Source organism: Pseudomonas morbosilactucae (genome assembly GCF_023241715.1).
GTDB lineage: Bacteria > Pseudomonadota > Gammaproteobacteria > Pseudomonadales > Pseudomonadaceae > Aquipseudomonas > Aquipseudomonas morbosilactucae.
This window is the reverse complement of sequence record NZ_JALQCW010000090.1, coordinates 40,920-60,159: the sequence shown is the minus strand read 5'-3', so window position 1 is coordinate 60,159 and position 19,240 is coordinate 40,920. Positions and strand designations below refer to the sequence as shown.

Genomic DNA, 19,240 nt, shown 5'->3' with positions numbered 1-19,240 from the left:
CTGAATACCCGGTGAGCCCCTCAGGCATTCAGGACAACAACGCCCCATCAGTCCGGCAGCCAACCCCACAGCCAGTGCTGCAGATTGTCGCTGCGCAGCATGAAGTCACGGTGCACCGCTTCACGCAACTCATCGCCCATGCGGTAGCTGGCCTCGGGATCGGCCAGGTGCACGCGAATCGCCTGCAACCATTCCTCAGTGCTGTTGCTATGGACCTTGGTGCACGGCAGGAAGCCACGATAGGCCTCGGTGTCGGTGCAGATCACCGGGTAACCACAGGCGCCGTACTCCAGCAGGCGCAGGTTGCTTTTACAGTCGTTGAAGATATGGAACTCCAACGGCGCCAACGCCAGGTCGAGGTTGAGGCTGGCCAGCTTGAAGGGGTAGTTGCGCAAGGAAATCGAGGAGTGGAACTCATGCACGTATGGGCGCAGGCCCTCAGGGCACATACCGAAGAACACCCACTCCACCTCATCGGCCAACTCACGCACCACGTCGGCAATAAGCTCCAGGTCGCCGGTATGGCTGGTGCCTCCGCCCCAGCCAACCCGTGGTTTACTGGACGTGCCACGGCGACTTTTCAAGCCCGCCCAGGGATCCGGCGACAGCATATTGGGCACCACGCGAATATCGCTGTGCATGCTCGACAAGGCATCCGCCAGGGGTTGGGTGGTCACCACCACCCGATCACACAAGGCAATGCCCCGGCGTAACAAATCTTCGGTGTTCACCGGCTTGTTGCGAGCGTGAGAATTCTTCTTCGGTGCGCTGACGATGTAGTCGTCGATTTCAAAGATGCGCAACGCACTGGAGTATTTTTTCATCCGCAGAATATCGTCGGCCGCACCTTCGCTGTAGCGCCCCTGAAGCACAATGGTATCGGGGGCAATGCGCTCGATCTCCACGGTCGACGGCGACTCGTAGGCAACCCGGGCAATCACCCGCCCCGCCGCCTCCAGCGCCGCCAGCGGGCCGATGACCCGGTAATGCCCCACGGCAGAATCGTTCACCGGCAAGCCGAGAATCAACGGCAAGCTTCGACTGCAGAACGGACTCCAGTTGTTGCGCAACGAAGGCTCCAGGCTAAAGCTGGAAAAACCCAGGCTGAGGGCCGGGTTATAGGCCGGATCGCGGGCGACCTTGGGCATCCACTGGTGATAAAAGGCCTCATGCTCGGCCTCTTGCACTTGCAAGGTGCCTGGGGCCTGGTCGACCGCGGTATCAGGGCCGAGGATCAGGCTGGCATAAGGGGTCCAGACCACCAGGTAGCCGTTACGGTCGACCCGCAGGCACAAGTCGGTGTCACTGAGGCCGAGGGTGAAACGCGCTTCATCCAGGCCTCCGACGCTGTCGAACACCTCTTTGCGCACCATCAGGCAATCGCGACTGACCGCACTCCAATTCTGTGCCACCTGCAAGCGCTGCATGTAACCACGCGCGGTAGCGGTGTCGCCGGCAAAGGGCGAACCCACCGGCCCCGCCAGGCCGAGGATCTGCCCGGCATGGGCGATGGAGCCATCAGCCGCCAGCAGCTTGGCCCCCACTACACCGACTTCCGGACGCTGGGCATGGTTGAGCAGCTCGTCCAGCCAATCGGCGGCGCAGATCACGCTGCGCGCGCTGAGCAGCAGCAAGTAATCACCACGGGCCTGGCCGGCGGCGAAGTTGCCGATGGCCGCGTCATTCAGCACACCGGCATACGGCAATACCCGCAGCATGGCCGCGTCCAATTGCGCCATCGCGGCCAGCCAGTCGCCCATGGCCGGGTTGGACCGATCGCTGGCCACCAGCAGAATTTCGTAGCGGCTGTAGGCGGTCTTTTCGATCAGCCCTTCAATGCAACGCTGCAGCGACGCCAGGGAATCGCCACAGCGAATGATGATCGACACCAACGGACGCTTCGCATGCAGGTAGTCAATGCGGTTGAGCAACGGCAAGTCGCCAAGACGAATCCGGTGCTCGGCACCGATGCGTGACAGGTGTGCACTGACCAGCCGTGCGCTGCCCTCGACGACGTCGGGCAGAGACAGCCATTGGGCAAAGTCGAAGACGGACTCAAGCTGGATCTCAGCGATGTGCTCCACACACTGCGGGCCCGCCTCTTCCACCAGGCGCCAGAGCAGGTCATGGGGCGCCAGTTCACCCTGCTGGGAATCAAACCCGCCCATGGCCATGAAGCGCTCACGCTGGAAGGCCAGGGTCCGCCCGACATAGGGATAGGAGCGCATCAGGTCGACATTGAAGTCCGGCTTGAATACGGGGTCCGTGGAGCCCACCTCGGCCAAGGCGCCCTCATCGCTGTAGGCGCAAAACATGCCCGGGGTGTTGGCAATGCGCTCAGCCAGCACCAGCAAGGCCGACTCCTGCAAGCGGTCACCGGCCTGCAACAAATAGAACCATTGACTGCCTTCCAACTGCGGCAACAGACCGTTGAGTTGCTGCGCCCAGTTATCCGCCAAGGGTAACTGCACCACTCGCGCGTCCATCTCGAACACTGCGTCGGACAGCAGCAACACTGCCGGCGGCTGGTACAGCTGCCCGGCGATGCTCTCCAGTGTCTGGCGCAGTACTGCCGCATCGCCACCCCGATCAATCACCACCGGCACAATCTGCGGACGCATGCTCCAACTGCCGATGCGCTGATCCATATGGCGTTGCTCGACCGCCGAGAACCGGCGCACGGCCAGCCACTCACGATAGAACTCCTGGTAACTCTGGGCCTCACAACCCACCCGCCCTTCGATCACCGTGGTGCGATTGCCCAGGACTCGGCCTACACCGACTTCCTGCCATTGCCGTGGCTGCTCGGCAGCCTTGCGCAGCTCAACGTATCGCACCCAGCCGCTGGCCGGTGCCGACTCGCCGTTGCGCACCGCCAGCATCTGCCGGATCCACTCCCACTCGGTGGTCCTCGCCTTGAGCATTTCCGGGGTATTGCTCAGGCGCTCAGGGTACAAGCGCTCGGTGCTCAACACCGTGTTCAGGGCTGCTAGGTTGCCCCGCCGCATCAGGCAGACGAACAGGGCAAAATCCAGCAGCCCGTAGAAACCGGCGCCGTCCTGGATGACCGCTGGCAGCAGTTCCAGCACATCCGCGCGACGCATCAGCGCCGAACTGAAATTGCCGAGGAAGTTTCGCGGCGACAGTTCGAAAATCGCCAACATGTCATCGCCCTTGAGCACGGCATCGGTCGGCACAAAGCGGCAGTTGGTGATCCGCGACGGCAAGATGAAATTGCCGGCGTCGCCAAAAATCCGCAGGCCGAACACCAAGTTGACCTCCGGATGCTCTGCCAACACCTGCGCTTGCAGCTCAATGCAGGGCGCAAACAGACGATCATCGTCGCAGAGGATCTTGATCAACTCGCCCTGTGCCAACTCCACCGCCCGCAGCACATTGCCTTGCAGGCCGAGCCGCTGCGGATTGCGCACATAACGAATGGGGTGAGGCGCCCCCGCCAGGTCGTCGACGACCTGGCGGATTTCATCACCGGCACTGTCATCACAGACCAGGATTTCCAGGGACGGGTAACTTTGCGCCAAGGCACTTTCCAGGGCCTGGCGGAAGAAACGCGGATTGAACGCCGGGATGACGATACTGACGAGCGGAGTGTGGTTCACGTAGAAAAACTCTCGAGCGGCGAGCCCCTGCCGGTGATCCGGCAAAGGCTCCAGAACCGCTTGGAAAAGACGGTTGGCGGCTCGACAGCGCTATGCGAGGGCAAGCGCTGTTTGACGACGGACTCAGACCTTGTTGAACAGGCCCAATTGCGCGATTTTGCTGAACGCCAGTTGCGAGGCCTGCAGCATGGTTTGCTGCAGGGTCAAGCGGGTCATCACTTCTGCCGGGTCGGAATCACGGATCGCCGACTGGGTCTGGGTGTTGGCCGCACGCAGGCTGGCGTTGGTTTCCACCTGAGTGTCCAGGGACTGGCCGCGACCACCCACCGAACTCAAGCCATTGCTGACCTGATCAGTACCGGCGGCCAAGTTAGCCATCCCCGTATCCAGGGCCGCGACCAGCTTCTGCTTGGCAACCGGATCACCGTTGATGGGTGTCGACAGTGCGGTGCGCAACTGGCTGATGGTATCCAGAATGTTTTGGGTCTGGTGATTGTTCACCGCCACCGAAAACTGGTCATTTTGGTTCGGAGTACCGGTCAGGGTAAAGGTCACTCCGGCGGCGACAACGGTGTCCGGCGGTGTGCCGGTCAACGGACCATTGGCAATCGGCTTGCTCGACGACGTGAGGGGGGACGCGTACAGCTCGAACGTGTCGCCCGCGCCGATCTTCAGAATCGCCCCACCATTCGGGAAGGCTGCGTTGTAGGCCGCAGAATCGGTAACTTCAGTGCTGAGGATCTGCGCCGTGCTCGGGTTACCCGGGCTACGGGAGGCGTTAAAGCTGTCGGGCTTGGCTTCCAGCGTGAAAACCTTGCCATCGAGCACTGTCGCCGGATCATCACCCGTCTGCAGGTTGACGTTCAGTCGAATGTCCACCCCACGGAAGCTCACGGTCTGCGAGTCGGCGCCACCGTCCGCCTTGAAAATCCCGTTGGCGCTGGCATCCGAGGTCACATCATTGAGAGCGGCATCCTGGATCTTCAACTGGTTACCGTTGGTCACGGTGATGGTATAGGGCGCACCGCTACGAAACGCGGAGTTATAGGAGGCGCTGTTGCCAACCTGGCCATCGGACAACACCAGACGCCCGTCATCCACCTGCCCCGTTGGCAGGCTGATCTGGGTACGACTGGTGTTGATTGCCTGCTGGAACACATCCCAGCCGGTGCTGTTGGTGGCCATGGTCATGCCATCGCCCACGGGCAGGCTGAGGCTGGTCTGGTCACCGTTGTAGCTGTAGGTGCCGTCGGAGTTGCGGCTGAACGGCGGGGTATCGCTCTTGGAACCGGCGAAGATGTACTTGCCGTTTTCGTCCTGGGTGTTCATCAGGCTGAGCAGTTGCTCTTCGATCTGACCCAGTTCAGCAGCGTTGGACAGACGGTCGGCATCGGTGAACCCGGCGTTGCCGGAGCTGACCGCCAGCTCACGGGCGCGCTGCAACACGTTGGTGATGCTGGTCATGGCCGCTTCGGCCTGGCCCAGGGTGGCCTTGATGGTAGTGGTGTTGGCGTCGTACTGATTCAACAGCGAGGCTTGCTGGCCCAGTTGCAGCAGGCGCGAGGCACCTACCGGATCATCGGCCGCGGTGTTGACGCGAACCAGGCTGCTGGCCTCTTCGCTGCTCTTGACCACGTTGGCGAAGTTCTTCTGGTAGTTGGCAGCCGAAGACTCGTAAAACTGGGCGGTGGAAATGCGCATGGGTTACGACTCCTTAAAGGCTGTTGATCAGCGTGCTGAAAATTTCCTGCGCAGCCTTGATGATCTGCGAAGAGGCTGTGTAGTACTGCTGGTATTTGACCAGGTTGCCGGTTTCTTCATCCAGGTCGACCCCGGACAGGGAGTCCCGGGCGCTCTTGGCGTTGGCCAGGATGCTCTCGGTGGCGGCGCTGTCGAGCTTGCCCTGGCTGGCCTTGGCGCCGACGTTTTCCACCAGCTTGCCGTAGGCGTCCACCAAGGTGATGCCTTTACTCGCCGAACCAGTGTCCACGGTCTGCTTGGTCTGCAGGTTAGCCAGGGCCAGGCCGTTACGGTTGTCGGTGGAGCCCGCACCGTTAACCGAGATGCTCATGGAATCACCGCTCGCTGGCGAGCCGGCGACGGTCATGGCCACAGTGAAGGTCTTCTGCACCGCTGGAGTGCCGCCATCGGTGATCGGCGCACCGGTGGCATCGACCATGTTGATCTGCAGGTTCAGGGTGTTGCTCTGGCCCGGCACGATGGAGCCGCTGCCCATCAGCGTGCCCTTGGCGTCGTAGTACTTGTAGCCCTGGCTGCCGCTGGCGGCGTCATCGAATACCAGCTTGACCGGACCCGAGTTCTGGATCGCCGTCTGCATCTCAATTTTTGCCGCACTATCGTAGATGTCCACCGGCACCGTCAGCGAAGGCTGGGCGGCGATGGTCAGGGAGCCTTGGGCGCCAGGCAGGATTTCAGCCTTCAACGGCGCGGCGACCGCCAGACGCTTGGCGTCGGTCATCTCGGTCTGGATGGTGGTGGCGGCGTTGCGAGTCGGGGTGATCTTGAAGCTGTCACCGGCAACCGAACTGCCGCTGAACACCATGGAGATACCGTCGATCACCGGCGCCGGGTTCGGCGGTGGCGTCGTGGTGAAGGTGCCCATGTCGGTGCCGTCGGAACGCTTGACCGAATAGTCGGTGGCGGTGGTGAAGGTCACCTGGTAGTCGTAGGTGGTCAGCTTGCCAGTGTCTTCGATGGTGACCGCGAAGTTGCCCGAGGTCGAATCGTTGCCGTTGCTGGCAATGCTGCGCTGGTTGACCAGCGCGGCGCTGTTGATGTCGTTGAACAGGTTGCCGCCAAACTCACCGTTTTTGTCGATGCCTTGGGCCATCTGGCTGTTCATCTGATCGGCGATCACCAGGGCCACGCGCCCCAGTTCATTCATCGCCGGGTCCAGCACTTCACTGCGATAACGCAACAGGCCGCCGATTTCACCGCCGGTGGTCACCGAAGTGATGTCGATGGTGCTGGAGCCGCGATTGAGTTGCAGGGCGGAACGGCTTGGGTCGGTCTTGCCGGCCACCACTTCCAGGGTGTTGGAGGTGTTGCCCATGACCAGCGGCTGGCCGCTGCCCAGGTACAGGTCAACGTTGGAACCGCGCTCCGATACCTGCACCCCAATGAAGGTCGACAGCTGGCGTACGGTCTCGTTACGCGCGTCGAGCAGGTCGTTGGGCATGCCCGAGCCGCTGCTCGATACTTCGGAAATTTTCTGGTTCAACTGAGCCACGGTCGCCGCCAGCTTGTTGACCTGATCGGCCATGCTGGTGAGGTTACCGTTGATGCTCGCGTTCTGCGCATTGAGCTGAGTCGACACCGAGTTGAAGCGGTTGCTCAAGGCCTGGGCGTCGCTGAGCAGCAACTGCCGGGCGGCCTCGTCGGTCGGCTTGGCGTTGAGGTTCTGCACCGAGGCGAAAAATTTGGTCAGGGCGCCGTTGATGCCGGTGCCGCTGTCCGACAACAACTGATCCACCGGCGTGACCTGGCCCAGGTAGGCCGCCGCGTCGCTGTTCAGGGAAGTGGTGGTCTGCAGCTGGGCGTCGATGTAGCTGTTGTACACCCGACGCACATCGGCCAGGGTCGTGCCGCTGCCGATGAAGACGTTGCCATACTGGTTCGAGGCCTTGGTGCCCTGCACGGTTTGCTGACGCGAGTAACCGGCGGTGTCGGCGTTGGCAATGTTGTTACCCGTGGTCATCAACGACGTTTGGCTGGCGGACAGCCCCGACATCCCGATATTGAGCAAACTCATGATTCAGACCTTATAAATTCGTGGAGGCGCTCGCCGCAGCGTAGTTCTGGTAGTTCTTCATCTGTTTGGCTATCTGCGAGATCTTGCTTGCGTAGTCCGGGTCGGTTGCATACCCGGCTTTTTGCAACTCACGTACAAACTGTTCTGGTTTATCGGCAGCCTTCAACACTTCTTGATAGCGATTGTTGCTCTGCAACAAGGTCACCAGGTCATGGAAGCTGTCCTGGTAGGAATCGTAGGAACGGAACGCTGCCGTCTCCTTGACCATCTCGCCATTTCGGAACTCGCTGGTGATCGCCCGGGCCTGCGCGCCCTTCCAACTGCTGCCGGCCTTGATGCCGAACAGGTTGTGACTGCTACTGCCATCCTGCTGACGCATGACCGATTTGCCCCAACCGGTTTCCAGGGCCGCCTGGGCCACCAGGTACCGCGGATCGACACCAATACGCTCGGCCGCTTCCTTGGCCATGGGCAGCATGGTGGCGACGAACTCGTCGGAGGAACTGAAGGCTTTCTTCGCCGGAGCCAACGGCGGCTGGGCCACGGCGCGGCTGTAAATCTGCAGCGAGTTGCGAGATGCGCCACGCCCCAGGGCAGTCAGCGACTCGCCTTTGATCACGGCATCGGTGGCGGCCGTGGTGCGACCTGGCGCGGCATTTTTTGCCGCAGCGTCGGTAGCAGCCGAAGGCACAATGCCCGCCAACAAACGATCCGTCAGCTTGCTTGGCAGGGAAATTCGCCGCTGGTTAAGCAACGCCATATCGTTGTGACTGGTGCCGGAGGTCTGCGGGTCCACCGCACGCGAAGCCCACAGCGGACGCTGGCCGTTAACCCGAGTCAGTGGACCGCCTAAGGCCGTGGTACCCGCGGCAATCGCGGTGGGTGTGGCGACCGGGGCCTCACTGCTGGCTCCCGGCAAGGCCGAAGCAGCGCCTGGCACTGCCGGCTTATTCTTCATCATCTGACGCATCAGCACATTGGCCAGGCCGATACCGCCGCCTTCACGCGACAGCGACACGGCCAGCTGCTGGTCGTACATTTCCTGGTACTGCTTGGCCGCTGGCGTATTGAGCGGGTTGTCCTTGCCCAGGGCCTCGGTGGCCGAGCGCATGGACTTGAGCATTTCCCCCAGGAACAGCGACTCGAACTCCTGCGCCACCTTGCGCATGTTGCCTTCGCTGTTCTTGTCGCCGACCTTGAGCTGGTTAAGCCGGTTGAGGTCGGAGTAAGCCCCCGAATCCCCACTGCCAAGCACACCGCCCTTGCGAATATCCATGACCTCTACCTCAAATCACAATCAGGTCGGCTTGCAACGCGCCAGCCTGTTTCAGTGCCTCGAGGATCGCCATCAAGTCACCTGGCGCCGCCCCCACCTGATTCACCGCTCGAACGATTTCATCCAGAGTGGTGCCGGGGCCGAACTTGAACATCGGCTTGGCTTCCTGCTGAGCGTTGACCCGCGAGCGAGGTACTACTGCGGTCTCGCCATTGGACAGAGGCCCGGGCTGGCTGACGATCGGGTCTTCGGTGATGGTCACGGTCAAGCTGCCGTGGGTCACGGCGGCCGGCGACACCTTGACGTTCTGACCGATCACGATGGTGCCCGTGCGCGAGTTGATGATGACCTTGGCCACTGCCTGGCCTGGATCGATTTCGAGGTTTTCCAGGATCGACAGGTAGTCGACACGCTGGCTCGGGTCCAGGGGCGCCGTGACGCGGATCGAACCGCCGTCGATGGCCTGGGCCACGCCAGGGCCGAGCATGTCGTTGATCTTGTCGACGATACGCTTGGCCGTAGTGAAGTCCGAACGATTGAGGTTCAGGGTCAGGCTGTTGCCCTGATTGAAACCACTGGGCACGGCACGCTCCACCGAGGCCCCGCCGGGAATTCGACCCGCCGACGGAACGTTGACAGTGATCTTCGAACCGTCACGACCCTCGGCATCGAAGCCACCCACCACCAGGTTGCCCTGGGCAATGGCATAGACGTTGCCGTCGATACCTTTGAGCGGCGTCAGCAGCAGGGTGCCGCCACGCAGGCTCTTGGAGTTACCAATGGACGACACCGTGATATCCACCTGCTGGCCCGGCTTGGCAAACGCCGGCAAATCAGCACTGATCGACACCGCCGCGACGTTCTTCAACTGCACGTTGCCGGAACCGGCCGGCACCTTGATGCCGAACTGCGACAGCATGTTGTTGAAGGTCTGCAGGGTAAACGGGGTCTGAGTGGTCTGGTCACCCGTACCGTTGAGCCCCACCACCAGGCCATAGCCGATCAATTGGTTGGAACGTACGCCCGAAATACTGGCGATGTCCTTCAACCGCTCGGCCTGAACGCCCAGGGAAGTGGACAGCAACAACACGGCCGCCATCAGGTGCTTGAAATTCAACGTGGCCACCTAGAAAGGGAAAAGCGGGCTGAGGAAGAAACGGTCGAACCAGCCAGGCTGATTCGCATCGGCAAACGAACCGGTGCCCGAGTAGGTGATGCGCGCATCGGCCACACGGGTCGACGACACGGTGTTGTCGGTGGCGATATCGTCAGCCCGGACCAGGCCGGCAATCCGCACCAGCTCATCACCGGTGTTGAGGGTCATCCACTTCTCGCCCCGCACGGCGATGATGCCGTTGGGCAAGACGTCCGCTACCGTCACCGTGATCGAGCCGGTCAGGCTGTTGCTCTGGGCAGCCTTGCTGTCGCCCTTGGTGGCACGGTTGCCGCTGTAGCCAGCGTTCAAGGTCAGGTCGCCATCGCTCAACGGGTTGTTGGTATTGGGCACGGCGCCAAACAGCGAGGTCAGGCCGATGCTGTTGGTGCTGGTCTTGGTCAGGGCCGAGTTCGCGCCTTTGCTGGCCGCAGTCCTTTCGTTCAGGGTGATGGTGATGATGTCACCGACCCGGAACGCCTTGCGGTCACCGTAGAGGTTCTGCTCAAAACCGGCCTGGTAGATCGACCCGTTGTTGGCGGCCGCAGGCAATGGCGTACGCGGCAACACTGGCGCGTAGTAAGGGTCATTGGGTTTTGGCGGCGGCGAGACACAACCCGCAAGCACGGCAATCCCACTCAGTGCTAGAAGACAAACGTACCGATTCATGACCCTTCCTCACGGTGTTGCAGGCGCGCCATTGAGACTCATGGCCGCCTCAAAGACTTGATTACAGATTCTGCGTTACGAACGAGAGCATCTGGTCGGCGGTGGAGATCACCTTGGAGTTCATCTCGTAGGCACGTTGAGTGGTGATCATGTTGACCATCTCTTCAACGGTGCTGACGTTGGAGGTTTCCAGGGTGTTCTGCAGCGTGGTGCCGAAGCCGTTCAGGCCCGGCGTGCCGATTTGCGGCGCGCCGCTGGCGGCGGTTTCCAGGAACAGATTGTTACCCACGGCTTGCAGGCCGGCCGGGTTGATGAAGTCGGCTGTCTGCAGGTTGCCGATCACCTGGGAAGCCGGGTTGCCGGCGATGGTGATGGACACGGTGCCGTCCTGGCCCACGGTGAAGGTCTGGGCATCGTTAGGCACGACGATCGCAGGCTCCAGGGCGAAACCGTTGGCCGTTACAATCTGGCCGTTGGAGTCGAGGTGGAAAGTGCCGTCACGGGTGTAGGAAGTCGTGCCATCGGGCTGCAGGATCTGGAAGAAACCGCGACCGTTGACCGCCATGTCCAGCGGCTGCTCGGTGGTCTGCAGGCTGCCGGCGGTGAAGTTCTTCTGGGTGCCGACAATGCGCACACCGGTACCCACTTGCAGGCCCGACGGCAGTTCGCTGTCCTGGGTGGACTGAGCACCCGGCTGACGCTTGATCTGGTACAGCAGGTCCTGGAACTCGGCGCGATCACGTTTGAAACCCGTGGTCGACACGTTGGCCAAGTTGTTGGAAATCACGGTCAGGTTGGTGTCCTGGGCGGACAGACCGGTTTTGGCAACCCATAGAGCCGGAAGCATTCGATTCTCCTCGCGCGCCTGTTTTACGGCGCTACGTACTGGTAATTAGCTGATCTGCAAGACCCGAGCCATGGCCTGGTCGTCTTCTTTAGCGGTGTTCATCATCTTGATGTGCAATTCGAATTGCTTGGACAAGGCCAGGACCGAGGTCATCTCTTCCACAGCGTTGACGTTGCTCGACTCCAGGAACCCCGAGACCAGCTGCACGTTGGCATCGACAGGGGCCGGTTGGCCGTCCTTGGTCTTGATCGAACCGTCCAGGCCCTTGGTCATGCTCTTCAGGTCAGGATTGACCAGCTTGATGCGGTCAACCTCGGCCATGACTCGCGGCCCTTCGCCCATGGCGCGGATGCTGATGGTGCCGTCTTGGCCGACTTCGACCTTCTGCTCCGGCGGTACGGCGATCGGACCGCCATTGCCCATCACCGGCATGCCGTTGCCGGCACGCAGCACACCCAAGGCGTCGACATTCAGGCTGCCAGTGCGCACATAGCTTTCCGAGCCATCAGCGCCCTGCACGGCGATCCAGCCATTGCCGCTGACGGCCACATCCAGGTCACGCCCGGTTTCCACCAGGGACCCCGGAGTGAAGTCGGTCGCTGGACGTTCGCTCATGGCGAAGGCCCGCGCCGGAAAGCTGTCACCGAACACCGGCATCGAGCGGGCCTGTTCCAGGTCACGCTGAAAACCGTTGGTGGAGATGTTCGCCAGATTGTTGGCATGAGCCTTCTGCGCCAGTGCGTTCTGGCTGGCGCCGGTCATTGCCACGTAAAGGTACTTGTCCACAGTCTTTCCTCTATCTGCCGGACGTTTGCCGCCCACCGCTGTACTGATGAGCCATAAGCAATAAGCGCACCAACTTGATTTCCATGTGCTCGTACCCAAGCGGGCCAGGCCTTTGCAAGGATCGGGCGATTTTTCAGGCGCACACCCGAGACGGAAAAACGGCGGACTTATGCCGCTTACGGCAAGTAACCTCCCTGATACACAGGGCCGACTCGCCGCCCTCCGCCGCCCTCCGTCACCCTTCGCCTGCCGCCCCCTTGCCCAAGTCATATTCACGCAGCTTGTTGGCGATGGTGGTATGGGACACGCCCAGCCGCTTGCCCAGTTGGCGGCTGCTGGGGTGCTCGGCGTACAAGGCCTCCAGCACGGCCTTTTCGAAACGCCCGACAATCTCATCCAGGCCGCCGTCCAGGGAGAATTCGCCAAGGGGCTGACGCACGCCGTAATCGGGCAAGCGGATGTGCTCGGCCTTGACGGTGCCGCCCTCACACAAAGACACCGCCTGGAACAGCACGTTTTCCAACTGCCGCACGTTGCCCGGCCAGTGATAGTGGCCCAGGCGCTCCAGGGCCGCTGGCGCCAGTCTCGGCAAGGCACAGCCAATCTGCCGGCTGGCCTGATCAAGGAAGTGCTCCACCAGTGGTGGCAAACCGTCAAGGCATTCGCGCAAGGGCGGAATATGCAGGGACAGCACGTTGAGTCGGTGGTACAAATCCTGGCGAAATTCGCCCCGGGCACAAAGCTCCGACAGGTCCACCTGGGTCGCGCAGATCACCCGCACATCCAGGTACACCTCTTCGTCACTGCCCACTCGGCGAAAGCAACCGTCTTGCAGAAAGCGCAGCAGCTTGACCTGCAAGCGCGGGCTCATCTCGCCAACGCCATCGAGAAACAGGGTGCCGCCCGCCGTCAGCTCCAACAGCCCCAGCTTGCCTTCGGCCCGCGCGCCCTCGAACGCCCCCGGGCCGTACCCAAACAACTCGGTCTCGGCCATGGATTCCGGCAAGCCGGCGCAGTTGAGCGCCATCAATGGCGACTGCCCCCGCGGGCTGGCCAGGTGACAGGCACGGGCCAGTAATTCCTTGCCGGTGCCGGTCTCGCCCTCGATCAGCAAGGGCGCGTCCAGCGGCGCCATGCGCCGCGCTTCCCGAACCACCGCAGCCATGACTTTGGAGCTCTGGAAAATGCTGTCGAAGCCACGCAACTCTTGCTTGCGCACGTTATAGATGCGCTCACCGACCCGATCCGCCCGATGCAGCGTCAGCACCGCACCGGCCATGGCCTCGCTGTCATCGTGCTCGGATTGCAAGGGCGCGATATCCGCCAGGAACACGTCACCCTTGACCTTGACCCGCATGCCATTGATCCGCGACTGGTTGGCCCGCACCAGCTGGGGTAAGTCGAAGTCCTCGGCATAACGGGACAGCGGGATACCAGGCACCTCATCGACCCGCACCCCGAGCAACTGCGCCGCCGCCCGGTTGGCGGCAACAATGGAGCCGCCCATGTCAATGGACAGCACCGGAAACTCCAGCGCCCCCAGCAAGGCGTTGAGCTCCATGTGCCGGCGCTCACTGGGCATCAAACCCACACGCTTGACCCCAAACACCCCGGCGATGGACTCGAATTTCGGACGCAGGGCCTGGAACTGCAGGTTGATCAGGTTCGGACAGTACAAATAAATGGCATTGCCGTGCTCACCGCCCACTTCGCCACGAGCCACGTTGATGCCGTACTCCACCAGCAGGTTGAGCATGTCGCGCAGAATGCCGATGCGGTTCTGGCAGTGAACTTTGATACGCATAGAGAGAAGGCCCAAGAGAGTGGGAAGGGACAGGCAAGGGAAAAAGGCAGTCCGACGACCATGTTTTTACGGGACGACGCAGAAAGTCGTCAAGATTACGTGACAGCCATAGCCTTTTCCAAAGCGCCAAGCCTCGACATTCCGGGCATGAGGAGTATTTCGTAACGAAAACTTTACAAAAAACATTCCACGGTACGATCAGGCCACTCAAGACCTGCTGCGCCGAGGGGCACCCTGGGGTATCTCTAGGGTCACACATAACAAGAACGCATCTCGGCAGGAGAGCAGCATGAAGCAGACGCAGTACGTGGCCCGCGAGCCCGACGCGCACGGATTTATCGAGTATTCAGCCGAAGAACACGCGGTGTGGAATACCTTGATCACGCGCCAACTGAAGGTCATTGAAGGCCGCGCCTGCCAGGAGTACCTGGACGGCATCGACAAGCTAGGCCTGCCCCACGAGCGCATCCCGCAACTGGACGAAATCAACCAGGTGCTGGGCGCCACCACCGGCTGGCAAGTGGCCCGGGTGCCGGCGCTGATCCCCTTCCAGACCTTCTTCGAACTGCTGGCCAGCAAACGCTTCCCGGTCGCCACCTTTATTCGCACCCGCGAAGAACTGGACTACCTGCAAGAGCCGGACATCTTCCACGAGATCTTTGGCCACTGCCCGCTGCTGACCAACCCCTGGTTCGCCGAATTCACCCACACCTACGGCAAGCTCGGCCTACAGGCCACCAAGGAAGAACGGGTGTACCTGGCGCGCCTGTACTGGATGACCATCGAATTCGGTCTGCTGGACACACCCCAGGGCCAGCGCATCTATGGCGGCGGCATCCTGTCCTCTCCGAAGGAGACGGTGTACAGCCTCTCCAGCGAGCCAGAGCACCAGGCGTTCGACCCATTGGAAGCCATGCGTACGCCGTACCGTATCGATATCCTGCAACCGATCTACTTCGTCCTGCCCAGCCTCAAGCGCCTGTTCGACCTGGCCCATGAAGACATCATGGCCCTGGTTCACCAGGGCATGCAGGTGGGGCTGCACGCGCCGAAGTTTCCACCCAAACCCAAGGCCGCCTGAACCGGTAGCCCTCCCGCGCTGCCTGCCAACCCCATCATCGCCAACCAGCATTCAACCCAGGAACCCACCATGACCGCTCTCAACCAAGCCCACTGCGAAGCCTGCCGCGCCGACGCACCGCAAGTCAGCGACGAAGAACTGCCGGTATTGATCAAGCAGATCCCGGACTGGAACATCGAGGTCCGCGACGGCGTGATGCAACTGGAGAAAGTCTTCCTGTTCAAGAACTTCAAATTTGCCCTGGCGTTCACCAATGCCATGGGCGAAATCTCCGAAGCCGAAGGCCACCACCCGGGCCTGCTCACCGAATGGGGCAAAGTCACCGTGACTTGGTGGAGCCACTCGATCAAAGGCCTGCACCGCAACGACTTCATCATGGCCGCCCGCACCGATGAAGTGGCCCAGACCGCCGAAGGCCGCAAGTAATACTCTTCAAGGGAATTGCCCGCGCGCCCCTTGAGGATGAAATCCCTTTCATCCCCAAGGGGCGATAAAAAATCTAATTGTCATTTCCAGTGCTGTATCCTGCCCAGGCTTTTTAAAAGCGCGGATCTACCCAGCGATTTAAAAAACAGACCTTGCGAGGAGCAACGAACATGCACGAGATTCCTAATCTCCCCTTCCCAAGCCTGCACGAAACTGAGCAGACAACCCCGCAACAAGCCGGCGCCCAACAGCCCGAGCCGAAATCTGCCGACAGCCGCAAGGCCGACAGCGAAGACTGAAAAAGCACTCCAGACCGTGTGGAAAGCGCTCCTTCATGCGCTTTCCACACCGCCTGAAACACCTGCCAATGAGCCCGACCATGACCGACCACTCCAGCGAAACCCAAGCCAGCGTCCTGATTGGCACCGCGGAAAAAATGATCGACGTCTGGAACCGTCTCAGCAAAGAAAAGCAGGCCGTCCTGCTGGCCCGTTTCGGCACTCAGGAAAACGCCCTTGCCGCCCTGGTCACCACCCAATTGCTGGCACCCGATCAGCCCTGATCGTCTCCACGCACAGAAACATCTGAACAGCGCGTCGATTTCTACCCCAGATTCCCCCCAAGCATCGGTATCATAAGCAGCCTATCTATCCTGCTGCGCCAGTGGACCTTTACCCATGCCAGATACCCAGCGACCCATGGCGGTCACGCTGCAAGTCGTTTCCATCGTCCTTTTCACCTTTATCGGCTACCTGAACATCGGCATTCCCCTGGCCGTATTGCCGGGCTACGTCCACAGCGACCTGGGCTTCGGTGCGGTGATCGCCGGCCTGGTGATCAGCGTGCAGTACCTGGCCACCCTGCTCAGCCGACCCTACGCCGGCAAAATCATCGACAACCTGGGCAGCAAGCGCGCAGTGATGTACGGCCTTGCCGGTTGCGGCCTGAGCGGCGTATTCATGCTGCTTTCGGCATGGCTGCACAACCTTCCGGCACTGAGCCTGGCGTGCCTGTTGATCGGCCGACTGGTGCTGGGCAGCGCGGAGAGCCTGGTGGGCTCGGGCTCCATCGGCTGGGGTATCGGCCGGGTCGGCGCGCAAAACACGGCCAAGGTGATTTCCTGGAACGGTATCGCCAGCTACGGCGCACTGGCCATCGGCGCGCCATTCGGGGTTTGGCTGGTGGACCGGCTGGGACTCTGGAGCATGGGCGTGAGCATCATCCTGCTGGCGGTGATCGGTCTGGCACTGGCCTGGCCTAAAGTCGCTGCGCCCATCGTTGCCGGTGAACGCCTGCCCTTCATGCATGTGCTGGGGCGGGTGCTGCCCCACGGTTGCGGCCTGGCCCTGGGCTCCATCGGCTTCGGCACCATCGCCACCTTTATCACCCTGTATTACACCGCCCAGCACTGGTCCAACGCGGTGCTGTGCCTGAGCCTGTTCGGCGCCAGCTTTATTGGCGCACGGCTGCTGTTCGGCAATCTGATCAACCGCCTGGGCGGTTTTCGTGTGGCCATCGCCTGCCTCTCGGTGGAAACCCTCGGGCTATTGCTGCTATGGCTGGCGCCTGACGCCCATTGGGCCCTGGCGGGCGCAGCCTTGAGTGGCTTCGGCTTCTCCCTGGTGTTCCCGGCCCTGGGGGTCGAGGCGGTAAACCTGGTGCCGGCCTCCAGCCGCGGGGCTGCGGTGGGTGCCTATTCGCTGTTTATCGACCTGTCACTGGGGATTACCGGCCCGCTGGCAGGAGCGATCGCCGCCGGCTTCGGCTTCGCCTCGATCTTCCTGTTCGCCGCCATCGCCGCCCTCAGCGGCTTGCTGCTCAGCCTTTACCTGTATCACCAGGCGCCGAAGTACCGCGAAGAACGCGACGCGCGCTAGAAATCCACCTTGCCGCGACCGGCCTTGATGCTGCCGCGCTTGGTCTTGGATTCCAGGCGACGCTTCTTCGAGCCCAGGGTCGGCTTGGTCGGACGGCGTTTCTTTTCCACCTTGGTGGCACTGAGGATCAGCTCGGTAAGGCGCTCCAGGGCATCGGCGCGATTCTGCTCCTGGGTGCGGTATTGCTGGGCCTTGATGATGATCACGCCGTCGCTGGTGATACGGCTGTCACTCAGGGCCAGCAGGCGTTCCTTATAGAACGGCGGCAAGGACGACGCGGGGATGTCAAAGCGCAGGTGCACAGCGCTGGAGACCTTGTTGACGTTCTGCCCACCGGCGCCCTGGGCACGAATGGCAGTCAATTCGATCTCGGCATCGGCCAGGTGCACGTTGTTGGAAATCACCAGCATGGAACGGGTATCCGTGTTAAGGGCCCACAGGATACGCCAGAAATGACAAACCCGGCCGGGGCCGGGTTTGTCGGGGTAAGCTGAGGCGCTATTTCAGCGAAGTGTTGGCCGCCGATTGTGGGCCCTGGGCACGGCGCGTGTTCTTGATCCAGTAGCAGCCCCACATAAACACCAACCACACCGGGATCGCGTACACGGACACCTGAATGCCCGGGATCATCAGCATGATGCCGAGGATAAACACCACGAACGCCAGGCAGAAGTAGTTGCCGTAGGGGTACCACAAGGCCTTGAACAACGGCGTTTGCCGGGTGCGATTCATGTGCTGGCGGAACTTGAGGTGCGAGTAGCTGATCATCGCCCAGTTGATCACCAGGGTCGCCACCACCAGGGACATCAGCAGCTCCAGGGCATGCTGCGGAATCAGGTAGTTGAGCACCACCGCAATGAACGTCACCACTGCTGATGCAAGGATCGACAGCACCGGCACGCCGCGCTTGTCGATCTTGGCCAGGACCTTCGGCGCATCGCCCTGCTCGGCCATGCCCAACAACATGCGGCTGTTGCAGTAAGTGCCGCTGTTATAGACCGACAGGGCTGCAGTCAGGACCACGAAATTGAGAATCTGCGCCGCGGTGCTGCTGCCCAGCATCGAGAACACTTGGACAAACGGGCTGCCGCTGTAGGCATCGCCGGACGCATTGAGGGTCGCCAGCAGGCTGTCCCAAGGCGTCAGGGACAACAGCACCACCAGGGCGCCGATGTAGAAAATCAAGATGCGATAGATCACCTGATTGATCGCCTTGGGAATCACGGTCTTCGGCTGGTCGGCCTCGGCAGCGGTAAAGCCAAGCATTTCCAGGCCACCGAAGGAAAACATGATGATCGCCATGGCCATCACCAGGCCGCTGACCCCATTAGGGAAGAACCCGCCGTGCTCCCAGAGGTTGCTCACCGAAGCCTGCGGGCCGCCATGGCCGCTGACCAGCAGGTAGCTGCCCAGGGCGATCATGCCGACGATGGCCACCACCTTGATGATGGCGAACCAGAACTCGGCTTCGCCGAAGACTTTGACGTTGGCCAGGTTGATCGCATTGATCATCACGAAGAACACGGCGGCCGAGACCCAGGTCGGCACGTCGGGCCACCAGTAGTGCACGTACTTGCCCACTGCCGTGAGCTCCGACATGCCCACCAGGATGTAGAGAATCCAGCAGTTCCAGCCCGACAGAAAACCGGCGAAGCCGCCCCAGTATTGATGGGCGAAGTGGCTGAAGGAGCCGGCTACGGGCTCTTCGACAATCATCTCGCCGAGCTGGCGCATGATCATGAAGGCGATAAAACCGCAGATGGCATAGCCGAGGATCATCGACGGGCCGGCGGACTTGAGCACCCCGGCAGAGCCGAGGAACAGGCCGGTACCAATCGCGCCACCGAGGGCGATCAATTGGATATGACGATTTTTCAGGCCGCGCTTCAGCTCGCCTGAAGCAGCGTTGGGTCCACTCATGAAGGGGTC

Annotated in this window: 16 protein-coding genes; 5 read left to right on the top strand and 11 right to left on the bottom strand. The window is 61.5% G+C overall.

The features are described 5' to 3' along the window. Positions 1-47 precede the first annotated feature (47 nt). The 9 genes from M1B34_RS29630 to M1B34_RS29590 all read right to left on the bottom strand — a co-directional run bounded on the left by M1B34_RS29630 (position 48) and on the right by M1B34_RS29590 (position 13,927). Entirely contained in the window at positions 48-3,620 is a 3,573-nt protein-coding gene (locus tag M1B34_RS29630; RefSeq protein WP_268266991.1) for a glycosyltransferase, read from the bottom strand. Positions 3,621-3,743: 123 nt separating this feature from the next. After that, entirely contained in the window at positions 3,744-5,321 is a 1,578-nt protein-coding gene (locus tag M1B34_RS29625) for a flagellar hook-associated protein 3 (RefSeq protein WP_123330061.1), read from the bottom strand. Positions 5,322-5,334: 13 nt separating this feature from the next. Beyond that, on the bottom strand, positions 5,335-7,392 hold the full coding sequence (flgK, locus tag M1B34_RS29620; protein ID WP_268266990.1) for a flagellar hook-associated protein FlgK: 2,058 nt from the start codon (positions 7,390-7,392) through the stop codon (positions 5,335-5,337). A gap of 10 nt (positions 7,393-7,402) precedes the next feature. After that, the gene (flgJ, locus tag M1B34_RS29615; protein ID WP_268266989.1) at positions 7,403-8,668 is read right to left on the bottom strand and encodes a flagellar assembly peptidoglycan hydrolase FlgJ; all 1,266 of its coding nucleotides are present in this window, start codon (positions 8,666-8,668) and stop codon (positions 7,403-7,405) included. A 10-nt stretch (positions 8,669-8,678) separates the two neighbouring features. Then, positions 8,679-9,767, bottom strand: a complete 1,089-nt coding sequence (locus tag M1B34_RS29610; RefSeq protein ID WP_123334290.1) for a flagellar basal body P-ring protein FlgI — start codon at positions 9,765-9,767, stop codon at positions 8,679-8,681. Positions 9,768-9,794: 27 nt separating this feature from the next. After that, positions 9,795-10,490, bottom strand: a complete 696-nt coding sequence (gene flgH / locus M1B34_RS29605; RefSeq protein WP_268266988.1) for a flagellar basal body L-ring protein FlgH — start codon at positions 10,488-10,490, stop codon at positions 9,795-9,797. 61 nt (positions 10,491-10,551) lie between these two features. Next, on the bottom strand, positions 10,552-11,337 hold the full coding sequence (gene flgG / locus M1B34_RS29600; RefSeq protein WP_123330053.1) for a flagellar basal-body rod protein FlgG: 786 nt from the start codon (positions 11,335-11,337) through the stop codon (positions 10,552-10,554). Between the two features lie 45 nt (positions 11,338-11,382). Next, the gene (locus M1B34_RS29595; RefSeq protein WP_123330052.1) at positions 11,383-12,123 is read right to left on the bottom strand and encodes a flagellar basal body rod protein FlgF; all 741 of its coding nucleotides are present in this window, start codon (positions 12,121-12,123) and stop codon (positions 11,383-11,385) included. A 235-nt stretch (positions 12,124-12,358) separates the two neighbouring features. Further along, positions 12,359-13,927: a sigma-54-dependent transcriptional regulator gene (locus M1B34_RS29590; RefSeq protein WP_268266987.1), complete on the bottom strand. Its 1,569-nt coding sequence runs from the start codon at positions 13,925-13,927 to the stop codon at positions 12,359-12,361. 289 nt (positions 13,928-14,216) lie between these two features. Between M1B34_RS29590 and phhA the strand changes: the two genes are divergently transcribed. The 5 genes from phhA to M1B34_RS29565 all read left to right on the top strand — a co-directional run bounded on the left by phhA (position 14,217) and on the right by M1B34_RS29565 (position 17,311). Then, positions 14,217-15,008 (top strand): phenylalanine 4-monooxygenase, encoded by a 792-nt coding sequence (phhA, locus tag M1B34_RS29585; RefSeq protein WP_123330048.1) that lies wholly within the window; start codon positions 14,217-14,219, stop codon positions 15,006-15,008. Between the two features lie 69 nt (positions 15,009-15,077). Continuing rightward, a complete protein-coding gene (locus tag M1B34_RS29580; RefSeq protein WP_078470965.1) occupies positions 15,078-15,434 on the top strand; it encodes a 4a-hydroxytetrahydrobiopterin dehydratase in 357 nt (118 codons plus the stop codon). 170 nt (positions 15,435-15,604) lie between these two features. Then, entirely contained in the window at positions 15,605-15,733 is a 129-nt protein-coding gene (locus M1B34_RS29575) for a hypothetical protein (protein WP_259740358.1), read from the top strand. 80 nt (positions 15,734-15,813) lie between these two features. After that, positions 15,814-15,996: a hypothetical protein gene (locus tag M1B34_RS29570; protein ID WP_123330044.1), complete on the top strand. Its 183-nt coding sequence runs from the start codon at positions 15,814-15,816 to the stop codon at positions 15,994-15,996. A gap of 115 nt (positions 15,997-16,111) precedes the next feature. Further along, the gene (locus M1B34_RS29565) at positions 16,112-17,311 is read left to right on the top strand and encodes an MFS transporter (protein ID WP_268266986.1); all 1,200 of its coding nucleotides are present in this window, start codon (positions 16,112-16,114) and stop codon (positions 17,309-17,311) included. Here the strand turns inward: M1B34_RS29565 and arfB are convergent. Continuing rightward, complete coding sequence (arfB, locus tag M1B34_RS29560) at positions 17,308-17,721, bottom strand: alternative ribosome rescue aminoacyl-tRNA hydrolase ArfB (RefSeq protein WP_123330040.1); 414 nt, start codon at positions 17,719-17,721, stop codon at positions 17,308-17,310. The genes M1B34_RS29565 and arfB overlap by 4 nt on opposite strands. A gap of 88 nt (positions 17,722-17,809) precedes the next feature. Further along, positions 17,810-19,231 (bottom strand): amino acid permease, encoded by a 1,422-nt coding sequence (locus M1B34_RS29555; RefSeq protein WP_268266985.1) that lies wholly within the window; start codon positions 19,229-19,231, stop codon positions 17,810-17,812. Between the last annotated feature and the right edge of the window lie 9 nt (positions 19,232-19,240).